The 15,752-nt window shown below is 39.1% G+C and carries 17 protein-coding genes; 11 read left to right on the plus strand and 6 right to left on the minus strand.

The window, feature by feature from the left end:
* Positions 1 to 24 precede the first annotated feature (24 nt).
* Genes G613_RS0110255 through G613_RS0110270 form a run of 4 tightly spaced genes read right to left on the minus strand, consistent with a single transcriptional unit; the run spans position 25 to position 2,937 of the window.
* Positions 25 to 1,854, minus strand: coding sequence for a VirD4-like conjugal transfer protein, CD1115 family (locus tag G613_RS0110255; RefSeq protein ID WP_022770712.1), 1,830 nt, complete (start codon positions 1,852 to 1,854; stop codon positions 25 to 27).
* On the minus strand, positions 1,854 to 2,516 hold the full coding sequence (locus G613_RS0110260) for a PcfB family protein (RefSeq protein WP_022770713.1): 663 nt from the start codon (positions 2,514 to 2,516) through the stop codon (positions 1,854 to 1,856). Before G613_RS0110260 ends, G613_RS0110255 begins: the two co-directional genes overlap by 1 nt.
* Positions 2,497 to 2,712, minus strand: a complete 216-nt coding sequence (locus G613_RS0110265) for a hypothetical protein (RefSeq protein WP_022770714.1) — start codon at positions 2,710 to 2,712, stop codon at positions 2,497 to 2,499. The genes G613_RS0110260 and G613_RS0110265 overlap by 20 nt, the downstream gene beginning before the upstream one ends.
* Positions 2,713 to 2,727: 15 nt before the next feature.
* The gene (locus G613_RS0110270) at positions 2,728 to 2,937 is read right to left on the minus strand and encodes a helix-turn-helix domain-containing protein (RefSeq protein ID WP_022770715.1); all 210 of its coding nucleotides are present in this window, start codon (positions 2,935 to 2,937) and stop codon (positions 2,728 to 2,730) included.
* A 266-nt stretch (positions 2,938 to 3,203) separates the two neighbouring features.
* Between G613_RS0110270 and G613_RS18655 the strand changes: the two genes are divergently transcribed.
* Positions 3,204 to 3,527 carry a helix-turn-helix domain-containing protein gene (locus G613_RS18655; protein ID WP_022770716.1) on the plus strand — a complete coding sequence of 108 codons (324 nt, stop codon included), beginning with the start codon at positions 3,204 to 3,206 and terminating at the stop codon, positions 3,525 to 3,527.
* A 14-nt stretch (positions 3,528 to 3,541) separates the two neighbouring features.
* On the opposite strand, the gene G613_RS0110280 is transcribed toward G613_RS18655, so the two are convergent.
* Positions 3,542 to 3,856 carry a hypothetical protein gene (locus G613_RS0110280; RefSeq protein WP_022770717.1) on the minus strand — a complete coding sequence of 105 codons (315 nt, stop codon included), beginning with the start codon at positions 3,854 to 3,856 and terminating at the stop codon, positions 3,542 to 3,544.
* Between the two features lie 26 nt (positions 3,857 to 3,882).
* Positions 3,883 to 4,146, minus strand: a complete 264-nt coding sequence (locus G613_RS0110285; RefSeq protein WP_022770718.1) for a hypothetical protein — start codon at positions 4,144 to 4,146, stop codon at positions 3,883 to 3,885.
* A 637-nt stretch (positions 4,147 to 4,783) separates the two neighbouring features.
* Between G613_RS0110285 and G613_RS0110290 the strand changes: the two genes are divergently transcribed.
* From G613_RS0110290 to G613_RS0110335, 10 genes are all read left to right on the plus strand, one after another.
* On the plus strand, positions 4,784 to 5,590 hold the full coding sequence (locus G613_RS0110290; RefSeq protein ID WP_026489190.1) for a ParA family protein: 807 nt from the start codon (positions 4,784 to 4,786) through the stop codon (positions 5,588 to 5,590).
* On the plus strand, positions 5,583 to 5,990 hold the full coding sequence (locus G613_RS0110295) for a hypothetical protein (RefSeq protein ID WP_022770720.1): 408 nt from the start codon (positions 5,583 to 5,585) through the stop codon (positions 5,988 to 5,990). The genes G613_RS0110290 and G613_RS0110295 overlap by 8 nt, the downstream gene beginning before the upstream one ends.
* Positions 5,991 to 7,195: 1,205 nt before the next feature.
* Complete coding sequence (locus G613_RS0110300; RefSeq protein WP_022770721.1) at positions 7,196 to 8,533, plus strand: replication initiation protein; 1,338 nt, start codon at positions 7,196 to 7,198, stop codon at positions 8,531 to 8,533.
* A 135-nt stretch (positions 8,534 to 8,668) separates the two neighbouring features.
* Entirely contained in the window at positions 8,669 to 8,896 is a 228-nt protein-coding gene (locus G613_RS18020) for a hypothetical protein (protein ID WP_022770722.1), read from the plus strand.
* Positions 8,897 to 9,278: 382 nt separating this feature from the next.
* On the plus strand, positions 9,279 to 11,417 hold the full coding sequence (locus G613_RS0110310) for an ATP-dependent helicase (RefSeq protein ID WP_029232575.1): 2,139 nt from the start codon (positions 9,279 to 9,281) through the stop codon (positions 11,415 to 11,417).
* Positions 11,418 to 11,431: 14 nt separating this feature from the next.
* Positions 11,432 to 12,121, plus strand: coding sequence for a YoaK family protein (locus tag G613_RS0110315; RefSeq protein WP_026489192.1), 690 nt, complete (start codon positions 11,432 to 11,434; stop codon positions 12,119 to 12,121).
* A 44-nt stretch (positions 12,122 to 12,165) separates the two neighbouring features.
* Positions 12,166 to 12,456: a Lar family restriction alleviation protein gene (locus tag G613_RS0110320; protein WP_022770725.1), complete on the plus strand. Its 291-nt coding sequence runs from the start codon at positions 12,166 to 12,168 to the stop codon at positions 12,454 to 12,456.
* Positions 12,457 to 12,467: 11 nt separating this feature from the next.
* Positions 12,468 to 13,478 (plus strand): hypothetical protein, encoded by a 1,011-nt coding sequence (locus G613_RS0110325; RefSeq protein ID WP_022770726.1) that lies wholly within the window; start codon positions 12,468 to 12,470, stop codon positions 13,476 to 13,478.
* 135 nt (positions 13,479 to 13,613) lie between these two features.
* The gene (locus tag G613_RS0110330; RefSeq protein ID WP_022770727.1) at positions 13,614 to 14,996 is read left to right on the plus strand and encodes an ATP-binding protein; all 1,383 of its coding nucleotides are present in this window, start codon (positions 13,614 to 13,616) and stop codon (positions 14,994 to 14,996) included.
* A gap of 23 nt (positions 14,997 to 15,019) precedes the next feature.
* Positions 15,020 to 15,733, plus strand: coding sequence for a sce7726 family protein (locus G613_RS0110335; RefSeq protein WP_022770728.1), 714 nt, complete (start codon positions 15,020 to 15,022; stop codon positions 15,731 to 15,733).
* The last annotated feature ends 19 nt before the right edge of the window (positions 15,734 to 15,752 follow it).

Genomic DNA, 15,752 nt, shown 5'->3' on the forward strand with positions numbered 1-15,752 from the left:
TATAAATAAAGCCTGTGGCTGTATTTATCCTGCTTTACTTTCACTTTCATCAGAAAGGTCTATGACTGTTGTTTCATACTCAGTGTCTTCGCACAAAAAGCCCATTCTGTAGTTTTCAAGATAATCCTCGAGATTAAAGCTGTTCTTATCATCAGCATCAGCTGTGAATTTATAGAGCGGATGCTTGGAAGTGTCATATTTATCCGAATAAAACGGCGGTACTCCCCTGAGCTTTACGAGCAGCTTGTTTCCCGGCATGTTACCTATATCTTCAACACTCATAAGCTTTTTCCCAGCCTTCCTATAGCTGTTACCGCTGCTTCGCGTCTGGCCGTAGGTATCAGATTGCCCCAAAACATCTATAGTCTCCTGGCCCAAAAGATCTGACCAGTCTTTCCAGGAAGTAAACTCATTACCTCCAAGGAATCCCTTAACGTCACAAGACGCTTCAATGTTCTCCGCCTTTTTATCTCCATAAAGGTCTATAAGCTGATTCTTTGCCTGGAAGAACATCCACATGGAAATTCCTCTTGAACGAAGCTGTGATATAAGATGCTCAAGCTTTGGGACCTGCCCTGTGTTATAGGTCTCATCCCACAAGACTCTGACATGGTACTTGAGATGTCCTCCACTAAGATCCGCCTTAGTTTTCAGCGTATTAAACATCTGTGATAGCGCCATCGAAACAAGGAAGTTAAATGTGGTATCTGAGTCATCTATGATGAAAAACACAATGGTCTTCTCATCACCGATCTTATCCAGCTCAAGCTCATCAAATTCCATCTTTTCCCTAACAGTATCTATATCAAAGGGTGATAATCTTGCTCCTACAGAAGCCAGAATGCTCCTTTTGGTCTTGCCAGCACCTATAAGGAACTTCTTATATTGCCTCACGGAATAGGTTTCACCATTTTCCTCTTCATGTTCCTCGAACAGGATGTCTACAGCGCATTTTTCAGCTTCCATTGAGGTATATTCTTCTTCCTCACCCTTATCGTTGATCCTTGTCTTCTTGACAGGTACCGGATCTGTTACCTTGATCTTGGCTATAAGGTCCAACATTGTGATCATGTTTCTGGCATCAGTGACTTCTCTTTCGCAGATATATCCTATGATTGCGTTATAGAGAAGTTTCTCTGCCTTGGGCCAGAAAGGGTCCTGTCCCTTTTCATCAGGCTCTTTTGTATTTTCCATGAGTGTTGATACCATTTTCTGGATATCAGTCTCTTTTTTTATATAAGCGAACGGGTTATAACCCATAGATTTATCAAAATCTATTGTGTTAAAGACCTTTATCTTATATCCCATCTTTGTAATGAGGCTCCCGCAGCTATCAAGCAGCGTTCCTTTGGGATCAACTACCACGTAGCTTGAATGGAACTGTAAGAGATTGGGTAGCAACATACTAAATGTCTTACCAGCACCAGAGCCTCCGTAGAATATAGCATTCTTATTTCTGCCCATATACCAGGGCTTAACCTTTTCTTCCATCGTCAGGAACTCTGTTTTTGAAAGGATACAGTTCTCTCTAAACTTTGGATTTACGAATGGCTTTATATCTGCAGCTGTTCCGATCCTTGCATTTCCATATTCTTCGCCTGGTCTCATCTTCTTTCTGGTCGAATCCTTGTACCAGATATATAGGAACAAGAATGCACATCCCACGAGGCCCCATAACAGATCCCAGAGGTTAAAGGACAATATTGGCCAGCCGAACAAATTGCCGTAGTCAATATTTGTTATCTTGTCCGAAGCGTTGTTTCCTTCTGCAACCCGATAGATGTAGCCAAACTTATCCATAAAGTAGAATGCAGCTGCATAAGGGATCAGTTTATATAACTTGCTCTTGTCCATTACTTGGTACGCTCCATTGGCTCCAACTCCTTAACATCTATGTCGATATGCGAGTTGATTTCTTTGTTTACTGTATTTGCATGTTCTTCATAGAGCTTTAATCGCTCTTTTATACCTAAGGCTTCTTTTGTCTTAGCTTCTGTTGCTTTTGCCGGCTTCTTTTCGCCTGCAGTTACATCCTTTTCTGCTTCACGCTCAGCATTTCTCTCTGTTTCCTTTTCTGTCTGGTTACCAAGCAGCTCATTCTTCACATCCTGCTGATATTTGTCCTTCACATAATCCTCAAACAGATGGCTCATTACCTCTGCATTTTTCCCAGAGAAAAAGAAATGCATTGTGTTCGGATCTACTGAATCCTTAACTATGGCAAAGTCCACACCGTTCTTTTTGCAGGTACGTGAGAACTCTTTGAAATCTGTCTGATTTACATCCAGCTTTCCTATAGGTCCGGAGTGATTTTTATCGAACTTCAAAAACTTCTTGAGCGCTTTTGGACCCTCATAAACTCTTGTACGGTTGTGAAACTTGTTATAGGCCTGCCCTATCAAAAAAGCTGCTGCTTTACCGCCAATCTTAAGCCCCTTTTTACCTAATTTAACTGCGACATGAATTGTTGTTTTTGCGCCTATAGCGCTAACCCTTTTAGCATCTTCCTCTGTCATTTCTAGCACGCCTCCACTTTTCCAGGTCTTCTATGAACGATAAAATATGCTTTCTTTGTTCATTAGCCAGATTAAGCGATTTGATCCTTGTTCTTATCTCTTCTATGGATTCTTTCTTTTCCAGAAGCCGATACATTATTTCAGACTCAATTTTGTTGATTAGTTCATTTCTCCAGATCTGATCTCCAACGCTCATCTCTTACCCCCACTCTCACGTTAAATCCGACTCGTTTATTACAAATTCCCCTATTTCTACTCCAAGGCATCTGCATAGCAGTTCATACTCTGCAAACTTAAATGCCCGTTCTCCGTTCACTTTTTTGTATAGGCTGTGCCTGCTCATTCCACAGGCATTTGCTATCTCTCCGAATTTGATACCGGAATTCCTGATAGCTTCATGAAGCTTTTCATAATCTAGCATTATATACCAACCAAACTTATATCATATAATTTACATTCATCTTTCCGAGTCAATAATATATTTCCTTTGTTTTGATTTGTCAACAAAAATATTAACAAAAGTTATACTGTATAAGTTTCAACGCAATATATAATGTTTATATTCAATTTTCTAAAAGTTCTCTAAAATCGCGCAAATTAAACAAACTTAATCGTTTTTGTTTCTTTTTTGTGCTATAATTCTCATTGCTTATATATAATTTTAATTCATATTTTGGAGATATTATTATGGACGTTCTTTACGAGAATATTGCTAGACTTAGACGTGAACAGGGCCTCAGACAGGCGGATCTGGCACAGAAAGTTGGCTATTCAGCCAACACCATGATTGCCCACATAGAGCAAGGTACTGTTGATCTTCCCTACTCAAAGATACAGGGCTTTGCGAAAGCTTTGAATGTTACTGTTCCGCAGCTTATAGGTTATGAATCAGATGAATTTACAACCAAGATGGCTACTCTTTCAGAAGAGGGCAAACAATTTTTAAGACAATGTCTGGACTTTGCGCTCTTCACTTACGGTACAGAGTCTAAAGATTCTGAAGAGAAATAAAAAGATGCGCCAGCTCACACTGGCGCAATATCTTTTGTCAGAAATTGTATTATGTCTTCGTTTACTTCTACCAAATAGACAAATAGCATAACAAGTAGTTTATAGAGGACAAATATAACCGATGAGATTCCCATGGATATCAGTGCAACCTTAAATGTTCCTACTTGAGCAAACCAAAATACAAACCCTAGAATCGTGATAAGGGCCATCGCTCCTCCAATTATATAACCGAAGAATAAAATCCAGAATTCCCCGACCATATCCAGGAATTTTATGATTATGTAGATTGGTAAATACAGAATCAAAAGTATTATCTTTAATGCCTTCATATTCCCTCCGTCACAATACTTATCATTCAGTTTCCCTGGGCCATCTCTAACAACCTGTTATCTTCTTTACACTCTTCTACTTCTCCTACATAGTTCACCAGAACTGATCTAACAGGTTCGTCGAACCCTATCTCATCAATCACCTTAAGAATTGTTCTTCTCTTGATACTCATGGCTGCAGCTATGAATATTTCAGCCTTAAGCTCTACTATGTACCTACGGTCAAAATGGCAATTCTTTTTGACCTTATGTAGATTCTGTTTAAAGTCTTCTTTCGCATCAAATTGCATATTCGCACCTCTCATTCTGGAATAGATGAATTAAAATTATATGAAAGTGTGCTTTAATACTGTTTTTATACCTTTAAACTTATAAAATATAATTAAAAATGCATTTTTAATATATTGCGTTTATTCTCTTCTGTCAATCCAATGTATCTCTATTAGATTTTCTAATAGAATAATTGTTTAGATTATTTATCCTCTATTCAAATTACATGTCTCTAATAGACTTGCTAATAGATATCTAATAGACTTCTATTAGATATTTGTAATAAAATCCTATTATAGTTTCTATTAGCATGTCTAATATTATAATATATTAGTTATTCTAATATGTATTCTAATTTATTATCTAATAATTCTGTATATTAATATATCTATTATATTATCTAATCTATTTTATATTATATCCTACAATATATTATCTTATACATTTTATATTTCTATTTACAATATGTATTGCATTTTATATTTGAATTACTATTTGTATTTTATATTATAATATGTTATTCTATTATATATTAGATTTGAGAATTTATTATATTACACAATACAATATATATTTGTAATGTATTTTGCATTAGGCATCCAATTATATATTGCAATAGATATTCTATTAGATTATCTATTAGTGCAGGAGGATTAAATGGCAATAAAGATAGCAGTAGCAAATCAAAAGGGCGGAGTAGGTAAAACCACAACAGCAGTAAACCTTGCAGATGCATTAAGACACTTCAACTATAAGGTACTGTTCATAGATCTTGACCCACAGCATAACTCAACCAGCACCTATGGAGCTGTAATAGAAGATGAGAACACCATAGTAGATCTGTTGAAGAAGGACTGTACTGCAAAAGAAGCTATTCAGACAACTCCTTTAGGAGACATAATCGCAGGAGATGGCCTTCTGGCAACAGAAGAGAACTACTTTAATTCACAAAAAGCCAGAGAGAGGATTCTTAAGAGCCAGTTAAAAGAACTGGAAGATGATTACGATTTCATCATCATGGATACACCGCCAAACCTTGGAATCTATATGATAAATGCTCTTACAGCCGCTGATGGCTGCATTATTCCTATAAAAGCAGAGCAATATGCTATAGATGGTCTTGGACTTCTTATTGAGACAATAAACGAAGTAATTGATCTTTTAAATGAAAACCTCAAAATCTATGGTGTCCTGATGACTTCATATGACGCAAGAAATGGTCTGGATGTAGGAATAAAAGAAGCTCTTCCGGAAGTGGGCGAAGCAAGAGGATTTAAAGCATTCGATACACAGATCCGTATCAGCCAGGATGTTAAGAAAGCCCAGGCAATCAGAGATTCCGTTGATGAAGACGGCAACCTTATAGTGGCAAACAGATCACTTTTTGAAAACTTTAAAGCAAGTAACGCAGCTGTAGACTATGTTAATTTCACAAAAGAAGTATTGGAGGTAATCAATGGCTAAGCACACACAGAAAAACGATGCACTTGGAATGTTTGGTAACACAAAACCAGTAAATATCAAGAAACAGCCTGCAAAAGAGACTCCAAAGAAAGCTGAAATTGTAGAGGAAGCAGAGAAGAAAGCTCCATCACCTAAAGCTGAAAAGGTAGAAGAGAAGATTCCTGAAAAGAAGACAGAACCAAAAGTTGAGCAGGAAGCTAATCCTGTAGAAACACCAGCATTGTCAGGAATGGGATTAAAGCTTACAATGGATCTGGAGAAGAAAGAACGCACTAAGAGAACAAGATGTTTCTATCTTAGCGATGAAACTTATGAAAAGCTTGTAGAAATGTCAAAAAAGAGTCAGTCAAATGCTTCTGAGTATCTGGAATTCATTTTAAAGCAGGTACTGTTTAATTAAGGATTTATCCACAACCAATAATTACGTTTTTAGATTGCTTATATAAATATATATTAATAAACAACAACAGAGAAAAATTAATTTGTTTGTTTAGGGACTGCGAAAGCCCAGTATTTAAGCCAATTGTAGCGATTTGGAAAGTAAGAAATGGATTAATAGAGCGTAGCTGTTGGTTACACGTAACGTAGAAAATGGATTATATTGGCGGTAAGAATGGTGATTGTCAGAAAAAACATACACCAATCTTACCGCTTTTTGTACCCATAAATAACGTAAATGCAGGTAAATACGTAAAGTCTGGATACAAATGATGACCTGGAAAGGGCAGTAGAAAGGCTTATTCCGAAAGTACGTAATAATTGGTTGTGGATAACTCGGAATATACACCTAAAACTACGCATTTAGATCAAAATAGGTGTTTTTAACGTAATTTTTGGTGTATATATCATTGACCAAACCGGTTAAGAATCATAAGGAGCCTATATTTGAGCTTATATATAACGAGAAATATCTACGTAGAAATTGGATGTATAATCAGTACACCAAAAATTACGTTTTTAGACTCAAAAACAGTGTCTCAGGATACTTTTGGGCAAAATCTAGATTGAAGAATATCCAGTATTTATGCGTCATGTAGAAATCTACGTAAAAATTGGTGTATAGGGAATATGAGTGTACCAATTTTTACGTGTTCAGAACCAGATAAGAACTATCTACGTAGAAAATGGATTAATATAATAGAATATCGACTATATCGGTCAATATATTAAAAATCACGTTGATGCCAGATATAGTACACGATTGAAGCATTATTAGACAGAAGTATGTATACACCAAAAATTACGTAGATGGGCTTAGATGATCTTCGTTAGAAGTAAAAGCGTAAAAAATGGTGCATGTTTTTTGTGGCAAATACTCCAGATAAATAGAAAGAAGGATATATAAACGTAGTTTTTGGATTGAAAGATACACCAAAAGCTACGTTTTTTGCATAGAAGGCCGGAATACAAACTACGTAGAGTTTGGTGGCTAGAATCAATCCAATCTCTACTGATTTTTCTTTAAAAGCGTAGTAAATGGTTGTAAAATATAAACCAAACGCTACGCTTTTTGTTGACATCGGCGTAGAGCTTGGTTTATTCTAAAATCAAGGGTAAATACGTAGAAAATGGTTTAATGAACGTAGTAATTGGTGGGGGAATTAGATGAGTAAGGCAAATGAGCCGCTTTATAATTTGAGCTTGGTAAAATCAAATGACATGATTTCAGCCAAGTATAAGGCGACACTTCTTGAAAACCAGGTTATGGCCATTGCTTTAACCAGAATAGAAGTGAATGAGAATGATAAAGAGCATCCTTTAGTAGCCCGGCTGTATCCGAGAGAACTCAAAAAACTAGTAAGTGATGACAGACATATATATAGAGATCTTAAAGATCTTGCGAAGACAATAACCGGACATACGATGTTTCTTGAGGATGGAAAGGGAAACTTCAAGGCTTTTTCTGTAGTTCCTAATGCTATCTATAAGGATGGAGTCTTTAGTATTATCTTTAACAGTGAGCTTAAAGAGCATATCTTAGGACTGGAGAAGAACTATACAACGTTGGAATTGTCAGTAATGACTGATTTTGAAAGGAACTCTTCATTCCGTATATATGAGCTACTAAAGAAGGATCTTTACAAGAGTAAGCCCGATGTTAATGACGGAAGAGTAGATGTACAGTACAATCTGTCAGAGTTCAGATTCATGATTGGCCTTGCAAATGGTGATGATCCGATAGTTGCTAAGGTTATGGCCAGACAAGGGCAGAATATTGATTGGGATGCTGTTTATGCGAAACTCCCCAAAGACAGCAAGAAATATGATCCCTGGTACGAGGTTCAGAGAAATGTCCTTAGACCTGCTCAGAAGGAACTCAAAGAAAAGAGCGATATAAGGTTTGAGTATGAAGGCCTGAAGAATGGCAAGAAAACAGCAGAGATTCTTTTCCATATCTATCCTAATAAGCCTTCAATTTCTGTTATTTCCAAGTCCAAGGTTATAGAGAGGGAACAGCTTAACAGACAGCTTGAAATCCCTTACGATCTGGAACAGTTTGCGCCGCTATATGATGAATTTATAGGTCATAACGAGTTGACCAAGGAAGATATTGATCTGCTTCTTGTAAAAGCTGATTTCGACAGCAAGAAAGTTATAGCTGCGATCGATTATGCTGATGAGCAGCCACATGTATATAACTACATGGGATTTCTTATTAGAGCTATCGAAGAAGGCTACACGCAAACATTTACAATTAATGGAGATGCAGAAAAAGGCGCAGGATTCGTCAAATTTAAGGAAGCGTATAAAGAAGGCAAGAGGACAGGAGATATTCAGAAGGCTGCCTGGGAAAGAATTCAGAAAAATGATGACTTCCAGGAGTTTGAGGCAATGATTGTCGAGAACGGACTGACTATAGAGCAGCTTGTTTCAATCTATTCTCTTGATGAGGTAATAAAGTTCTATTCAGACTGGAAATTCGGCAGACCACTGAACTTTTAAGACTATAAGACGTTCTAATAGAAACCCTATTAGAACGTCTATTTTTTGATAAAAAGGACTAATTTTAACGTGTTGATAATTTATTAACGATTTGCTATAATGCGAGATAGCTTGCGTCGAAGGGAGGAGTGTGCAATGTGTAATTATTGTGTTCCTGGAAGTGAAAAGCTTGAAGAATGCATCTATAACAAGAAGATAGATGCAGGCATTCTAGGGGGACTATTCCTTGACATGAGAGTTGATAGTGACAACAGCGCGGTAAGAGTAGACATCGGCAATTCGAATGGTGAGGGAGCTGGAGACTTAATCAAAATCAATTATTGCCCTTTTTGTGGCAGGGATTTGAACGAGGAAGCCAGCTAAAGTATTGAGGCTAGTGTTGATATAAATGTGTGAAAGAAGGCAGATCAGATCATTCTGGTCTGCTATTTTTTTACAGCCAAACAAAGGGTATAATATAGCAGTTGATGGCCGGGGAAAAGTTGACTAAAAAGGAAGAGATGACCGTTTACCTGCTCTATCTGAAGAACGATTAGAGAAACGCCATGGATAACACATGATATCTATAAATGCTACAGTAACAACCCTTTTATAATAAGGCATTAAACCAAATATTAAATCGCGCTTTAACAAGTTAAAATTTGAAATCAAAGGCGTTTTTGAGGTGTTTTTGTACATGGAATGTATTTTAAAGGTGACTAAAAAGGGAATGATATTTAAACCTTGTATCGAATAAGGAATCATAATGACAGATCAGGAATTTATAGCCAAATATGGAAGCAAACTAAATACTCAGCAGCTGGAAGCTGTCAGGGCCACGGAAGGACCGGTGCTTCTTCTTGCTGTTCCAGGGAGCGGTAAGACCACGGTTCTGGTCAATCGACTTGGATACATGCTCTATGTTAAGGGGATTGATCCTTCAAATATCCTAACTCTTACCTATACAGTGGCAGCTACGAGGGATATGGCAGAACGTTTTACAGCTCTTTTTGGAGAGGATATCTCTGACAGGCTTGAGTTCAGGACCATAAATGGAATATGTGCCAAGATCATAGCTCACTATGGAAGACTTATCGGCAAGACTTCATTTGAGCTTATCACTGACGAAAAGATCTCCGGTAAGCTCCTTACTGACATCTTTGTGAAAATCATGAAGGAGTACCCCACAGAGAGCGATATAAAGACAGTACGGACGCTTATCACCTACTGCAAGAACATGATGCTCGAGCCTAAAGAGATTAAAGAGCTGGGTGAAAATGAAGGAATAGAGCTTCTGGATATCTACGAGAGCTACAATCGTGAGCTCAAGGCCAGAAGTCTTATGGACTATGATGATCAGATGATCTATGCCTACAGGATGCTTAAAGGTTCAAAAGATTTATTAGAGTTCTACAGGGATAAGTATCGCTATATCTGTGTGGATGAAGCCCAGGACACCTCAAAGGTTCAGCATATGATAATAGCTCTTTTGTCAGGTGAAAAGGGCAATCTGTTTATGGTAGGGGATGAGGACCAGAGTATATATGGATTCAGAGCAGCATATCCTGATGCGCTTCTTCATTTCGAGAAGGAGCATCGTGGAGCCAAAGTCCTTATCATGGACAAGAACTACAGGTCCAATGCCAAGATTGTAGAAACGGCAGACAGATTCATTCAAAAGAACTTCAGCCGTCATGAAAAGCATATGTGCGCTACAAGGGAGGCAGAGAGCGACATCAGCTTTATATCCTTAAGTACCAGGGAATCTCAGTATAAGTACCTGCTGGAGATGGCAAAAGACGTAAAGACCCAGACAGCAGTACTTTATAGGGATAATGAGAGCATTTTGCCGCTTGTAGATCTGCTACTTAGGGAAAATGTTCCTTACAGGATAAAGAATGCAGACATGGCTTTCTTTACACACAGAGTAGTGGTAGATGCTGTAAATATCCTGAAGTTCTGCCTTAACCCTTCAGATCCCGAGTTGTTTATGAGGATATACTTCAAGTTCCAGACCTTCCTTCGTAAACCTGACGCTGAAGCCATGTGCAGGATAGCGGATGGCAGGCATATAGGGATCTTGGACGCTGCAGAGTATGTTGATATCAATAAGCACGTTTTGGGCAATGTTAGGGCTCTCAGGACTCACTTTAGGAATATGGCCTCAGAATCCACTTATAAAGCCATAAACAGGATAGACAGGTTTATGGGCTATGGAGATTACCTTCGGGATAACAATATTGATGACAACAAGCTCTTTATCCTGAAGATGATATCTAAGAATGAGCCTACGATAGAAGGATTTCTTGAAAGGCTTGAAGAACTGCGCCAGATCCTTACTGATGGTGAGGTCAATTACAAAAGCAAGCTGATACTTTCTACCATACATTCCAGCAAGGGCCTTGAGTATGACACTGTGTACCTGATGGACGTAATAAATGGTGTATTCCCAAGTAAGATCATTGGCTTTAAGTCGGCTTCCCCAAAGGAAAAGCGTGATTATGAGGAGGAGCGAAGGATCTTTTACGTTGGAATTACCAGGGCAAAGGATAAGCTCTGCATATTCAAGTACGGCGATGAGGCTTCCATATTTGTCTCAGAGATAAATCCTGAGCAAAAGCCCATAAAGAAAGAGAAGGTAAAACGGAAGAAGGAGAATGTACTTCGTAAGCCGACTCCTCTTTTAAAGAATAGGCCCGCGGTTACAAGTAAGGATAATGTCCCGGATAGTCTTATTATAGGTGAGCGTATATCATCTCCCAGGTACGGAGAAGGCACCATTACTGATGTTGTTTGGGATGACGATGAGATTCCTATGAAGTTTACCGTGGAGTTTGATTCTGGGAATGAGAGGATATTCATGTATCCCTTTGCTTTTACGACAGGGATGAAGGTAATAGAGTGAGAGGCGATGGTAAGGTGACAGTAAGAAAACGGATAAGAAAGATCTTTACAAAGCAGGAGCAGATGTCAGAAGCTCTTTTTCTGAATCTTATCCTGGCATTTAGCGGCGGTTTTCAGGACGCATACACCTACATGGTGAGGGATAATGTATTTGCCAATGCTCAGACCGGAAATGTAGTGCTTATGAGCACTTATCTCATGCAGGGACTGTGGCAAAGAGGACTGATGTACCTGTTTCCGCTGTTTTCCTTCATGGCAGGTATATTTATCTCTGATAACGTAGGCTTTTATTATCGGAATGCGAAAAAGATACACTGGAGACAGGGGATAGTAGCTGTAGAAGCGTTGATAATGTTGATTGCGGCATTTCTTCCGCAAAACCTGAATATGCTCTGTAACTGTCTCATCTCTTTTTCCTGCGCGCTGCAGGTGCAGTCCTTTAAGAAAGTGCATGGAAATGTGTATGCCAGCACCATGTGCATCGGAAACATAAGGAGCGGAGTGGTGTCTTTTTCCAAGTATCTTAAGACCAAGGATGTTAAGGATATCAGAAAAGCAGGAGACTATTTTGCAGTGATAGTGACTTTTGCAATAGGAGCCGGATTTGGCGGCAATCTATCAGAGCTATACATGGAAAAGACAATCCTCGTATCTTGTGTGTTGTTAATCATCTGCTCGTTTCTTATGGATCTTGATAAAGACTGATATTGCTGCAGTCTAGGTACATGTTTAACGGAGAGGAGACCATAATGAACGTAACCAGGATAGAGGATGATCGCTTAAAACCATGCCCATTCTGCGGTGAGAAACCGTGGCTGGCGCAGAGTTATGCAAAATATGGCTTTTGTAGCAGCCTGGATGAATTACCAGAGGGAGCTGAAGCCAGGGAGAATAGAGGAACAGAAGAAGACCCCAGTATCTTATGGGAAATGAAGACTTATCGTGTGAAGTGTGGCACATCTAAATGCTTTGGAAATCACTCGCAGTATTATTATCTTAGCATAGATGAAGCATTAAAATATTGGAATAACAGGGTTTGAGAGGAGATTGTATGAAAAAAGTTGAGATTATTGCGCTGATAGGTGCTATTACAGTATTGTCTGCAGGTTGTGGCAGCAAGCCTGCAGATGTGTCGGGTAAAGAAACAGCAATAGAGACTGCCACTGCGGAGGATTCAGTAAAAGAGAGCCTTCAGGCGCCGGTAGTAAAGGACGGAGTGATGGAGCCGGGAGAAGATGCCATAAACGTTGTATTTGAGTGGAATCCTGTTGATGGTGCAGATGGCTACGAAGTCCTCGAAGAGAATAAGTTTTGTGAAGAAGATGAGTATCGAGAAGTGACCGAGGATAGCACATCTGTTATCACTGATACCTCTTATGTTACCGGAGCGCAGGATGACTTTGATTTCAGGATTAAGGTAAGAGCTTACCGGGGAGACGGTGAAAACAGGGAATATAGTGAGTGGAGTGACTACTCATATGGCAGTTCCTACGATAAAGCGGACAAGGTATCAGGCATTGAGTCTTCAACAGGATCTGCCACACCTGAAGAAGCAGATGCTCTGTTTAAGCAGGCTATAAACGGGGAAATTATTGTCAATGCAGTCTACGAGGACGGGACTGATATTTCTTTCTGGATACCTGATCTGCCACAAGACCCTGAGGAGTGGGACAGTTATTCTGTTGGCGAGAGAGTAGACCTTGATAACGACGGAGTTAATGAGCTTATTCTAAACGGACCCTATGGCGGCAAATACCTGGATGCAAGGGACGGCGGAGTTTATCAGCTCGCTGAGGGAGAAGGAACTGCTGGGCAGCTGTATTACGCGGAATATGATGGAAAGACATATATCTGTCACGTGGACAATTCTCATGGCGGCAGAGAGATCTTTTTGATGGACCAGTACAATGGGAATGGCGCAATCGTAGAATCTACGTCGCTTACAGCTGAATACTGGGACTACGTAGAGTTTACTGCGGATGCTGCTGTATGCCATTTTGGAGACGAGGAAATATCGGTTGAAAGATATCTGGAACTAAGAAAAGAGATTTTTAAGTATTAAAGATGAATACAGAAATGACTAAACTGCAGGACATCTTGCCTTTTTGGGAAAAACTGTATATAATTCTAATTAACCGAAATGGATTTGGGCTAAATTGATTTCGGTTAATTGCATTTAGGTGGATGGAGGATAAACATGAAGGATATATTCCGAGGTCGATCTGCTGAGCTTAAGATACTTGATAAAAAATTCAAACAAAAGGGCTTTGTAATGACGGTTTTGTACGGCCGAAGAAGAGTAGGCAAAACGAAACTGGTTAATAAGTTTATTCAGGATCATGACTGTAAGAGCATCTCTTTCACAGCAGTCGAGCGAGAAGAGTCTGAATTACTGTCAATGATGACAGAGGCTGTCCTTACGGCGCTAGCACCGGATATGCTTGGAGATATCAGCTTTAACAGTTTTGAGAAATTATTTGATTTCATCGGCAGACAGGCTGAAAGGGAGAGAATAGTTTTCTTTATAGATGAATACCCATATCTGGCAAAGCAATGTCCATATATTCAGTCAGTTCTGCAGAAGACCATAGATACAAGGTGGAACACGGGGAATCTGTTTTTTATTCTGTGTGGTTCTCTTGTCAGTTTCATGAAAGAAGAGGTACTTGCAGAGTCTGCTCCATTACATGGCAGAAGCAATTTAGAGCTTAAGCTCAGACCATTCAATTATCTGGAGACAGCAGATTTCCTCGAGGGATTTTCGAATGAAGACAAAGCTATATGCTATGGGCTAACGAATGGTGTAGCGAAATATCTAGAACAATTTGATACGAGTTTGTCATTAGAAGAGAACATTATAGACCAGTTCTACTCTGTAGGAGGTTATTTCTCTGAAGAGCAGGTTAAGACGGTTGTTTCAAGCGAAAAACAGAGCCCTGCTCTTTATAATTCGATTATTTCGGCGGTGGCTACAGGGCATACAAAGAATGGAGAAATAGCCACTTATATCGGTTCTGATGATGTAACGTATCCATTAAAGGTCCTTGTTGGTGCAGAAATACTGGAAAAAAGGATGTCTAAGAAGCCGTACTATGTACTAAATGATAGCATGCTGGAATTTTGGTTTAGATATGTTAACAGGGCAACCAGTCTCATAAATGCAGGCAGAGGAGAAACATATTATCATTCCAATGTTAAGGAACATCTGCATGATTTCATGGGAAAAGTATTTGAAAAGATGGCTAAAGAGTATCTTATATTGAATGCCGGACTTAATGGATTGCCGGTTTTGACAGAGATAACTGATTATCAGGCATCAGTTCTTGATGAGAACAAGGAGCAGATGCAGATAGAGATCGATCTTCTTGGAAAGAACGACAAGAACATTATGTTGGTTGGCGAGTGTAAGTTTAAGAATTCCCCGTTCGATAAAGAAGAGTTTGAATGGTTCATGGACAAAATTAAATACATACCTGCGTCAGCTCCAGTGATATGTATTTTTTCTCTTGGTGGTTTTACAAAGTACGTAAAGGAAAATGCGGGAACGTGCATGCTAATCGGCATTGATGATATGTATTGAACATCCCAGAAGAGTGCAGAATAATGCTAAAAGATAAAGATATTCGGGAACCGCTTTTTGACTTCCTTGAGGATACATATGGGAAAGTCCGGATAATTGAAGAAAAGACCATGGGTCGCTCCAGAGCGGATCTTGTGATGGTTACAGAAGACAGCCTCGTTGGTATTGAGATAAAGAGCGATGCTGATACCTATGCAAGGTTGGTGACTCAGGTAAAGGACTACGACAAGTACTATGATTACAACATTGCTGTAGTTGGTTCCAGCCATGGGATCCATATAAAAGAGCATGTTCCGGTGCATTGGGGCATAATCACCGTTGAAGAGGTGGATGGAGTACCTGATTTTTACATGCTAAGAAAGCCTGAAACCAACCCAAACATGAAGCTTGAGAATAAGCTTAAGATCCTTTGGAGACCTGAGCTTGCTCTTATTCAGGAAAAGTATGGAATGGCAAAGTACAAGGAAAAGAGCAAGTCTTTTGTAATTGATAAGATCAGCGCTCTTGTTCCGGATATTGTTACTATGGAGGCCCTGTCCGGTACTATCAGCAATATTCTCTTTGAAAGAGACTACAGCAAGGTGGCGGAAACCCTTACAGAGTACCGCAAGGGAGAGCTTCAGAAGGCTATAGAAAAAGAGACTGATCCTAAGAAAAAGCTTGAACTCATGGTAGAACAGGCTGAAAAGAGTAATAACTTTACTAAAAAGACCAAGAGAAGACGCAGGAGAAGATAAGATGGCATCGCCAGTTAGT

The organism is Butyrivibrio sp. VCB2006, from assembly GCF_000420945.1.
Lineage (GTDB): Bacteria > Bacillota > Clostridia > Lachnospirales > Lachnospiraceae > Butyrivibrio.

Bases quoted from the DNA above. Each gene is read 5' to 3' on its own strand.
- G613_RS0110255 (WP_022770712.1), bottom strand. From the start codon at position 1,854: ATGGACAAGAGCAAGTTATATAAACTGATCCCTTATGCAGCTGCATTC.
- G613_RS0110260 (WP_022770713.1), bottom strand. From the start codon at position 2,516: ATGACAGAGGAAGATGCTAAAAGGGTTAGCGCTATAGGCGCAAAAACA.
- G613_RS0110265 (WP_022770714.1), bottom strand. From the start codon at position 2,712: ATGAGCGTTGGAGATCAGATCTGGAGAAATGAACTAATCAACAAAATT.
- G613_RS0110270 (WP_022770715.1), bottom strand. From the start codon at position 2,937: ATGCTAGATTATGAAAAGCTTCATGAAGCTATCAGGAATTCCGGTATC.
- G613_RS18655 (WP_022770716.1), top strand. From the start codon at position 3,204: ATGGACGTTCTTTACGAGAATATTGCTAGACTTAGACGTGAACAGGGC.
- G613_RS0110280 (WP_022770717.1), bottom strand. From the start codon at position 3,856: ATGAAGGCATTAAAGATAATACTTTTGATTCTGTATTTACCAATCTAC.
- G613_RS0110285 (WP_022770718.1), bottom strand. From the start codon at position 4,146: ATGCAATTTGATGCGAAAGAAGACTTTAAACAGAATCTACATAAGGTC.
- G613_RS0110290 (WP_026489190.1), top strand. From the start codon at position 4,784: ATGGCAATAAAGATAGCAGTAGCAAATCAAAAGGGCGGAGTAGGTAAA.
- G613_RS0110295 (WP_022770720.1), top strand. From the start codon at position 5,583: ATGGCTAAGCACACACAGAAAAACGATGCACTTGGAATGTTTGGTAAC.
- G613_RS0110300 (WP_022770721.1), top strand. From the start codon at position 7,196: ATGAGTAAGGCAAATGAGCCGCTTTATAATTTGAGCTTGGTAAAATCA.
- G613_RS18020 (WP_022770722.1), top strand. From the start codon at position 8,669: ATGTGTAATTATTGTGTTCCTGGAAGTGAAAAGCTTGAAGAATGCATC.
- G613_RS0110310 (WP_029232575.1), top strand. From the start codon at position 9,279: ATGACAGATCAGGAATTTATAGCCAAATATGGAAGCAAACTAAATACT.
- G613_RS0110320 (WP_022770725.1), top strand. From the start codon at position 12,166: ATGAACGTAACCAGGATAGAGGATGATCGCTTAAAACCATGCCCATTC.
- G613_RS0110325 (WP_022770726.1), top strand. From the start codon at position 12,468: ATGAAAAAAGTTGAGATTATTGCGCTGATAGGTGCTATTACAGTATTG.
- G613_RS0110330 (WP_022770727.1), top strand. From the start codon at position 13,614: ATGAAGGATATATTCCGAGGTCGATCTGCTGAGCTTAAGATACTTGAT.
- G613_RS0110335 (WP_022770728.1), top strand. From the start codon at position 15,020: ATGCTAAAAGATAAAGATATTCGGGAACCGCTTTTTGACTTCCTTGAG.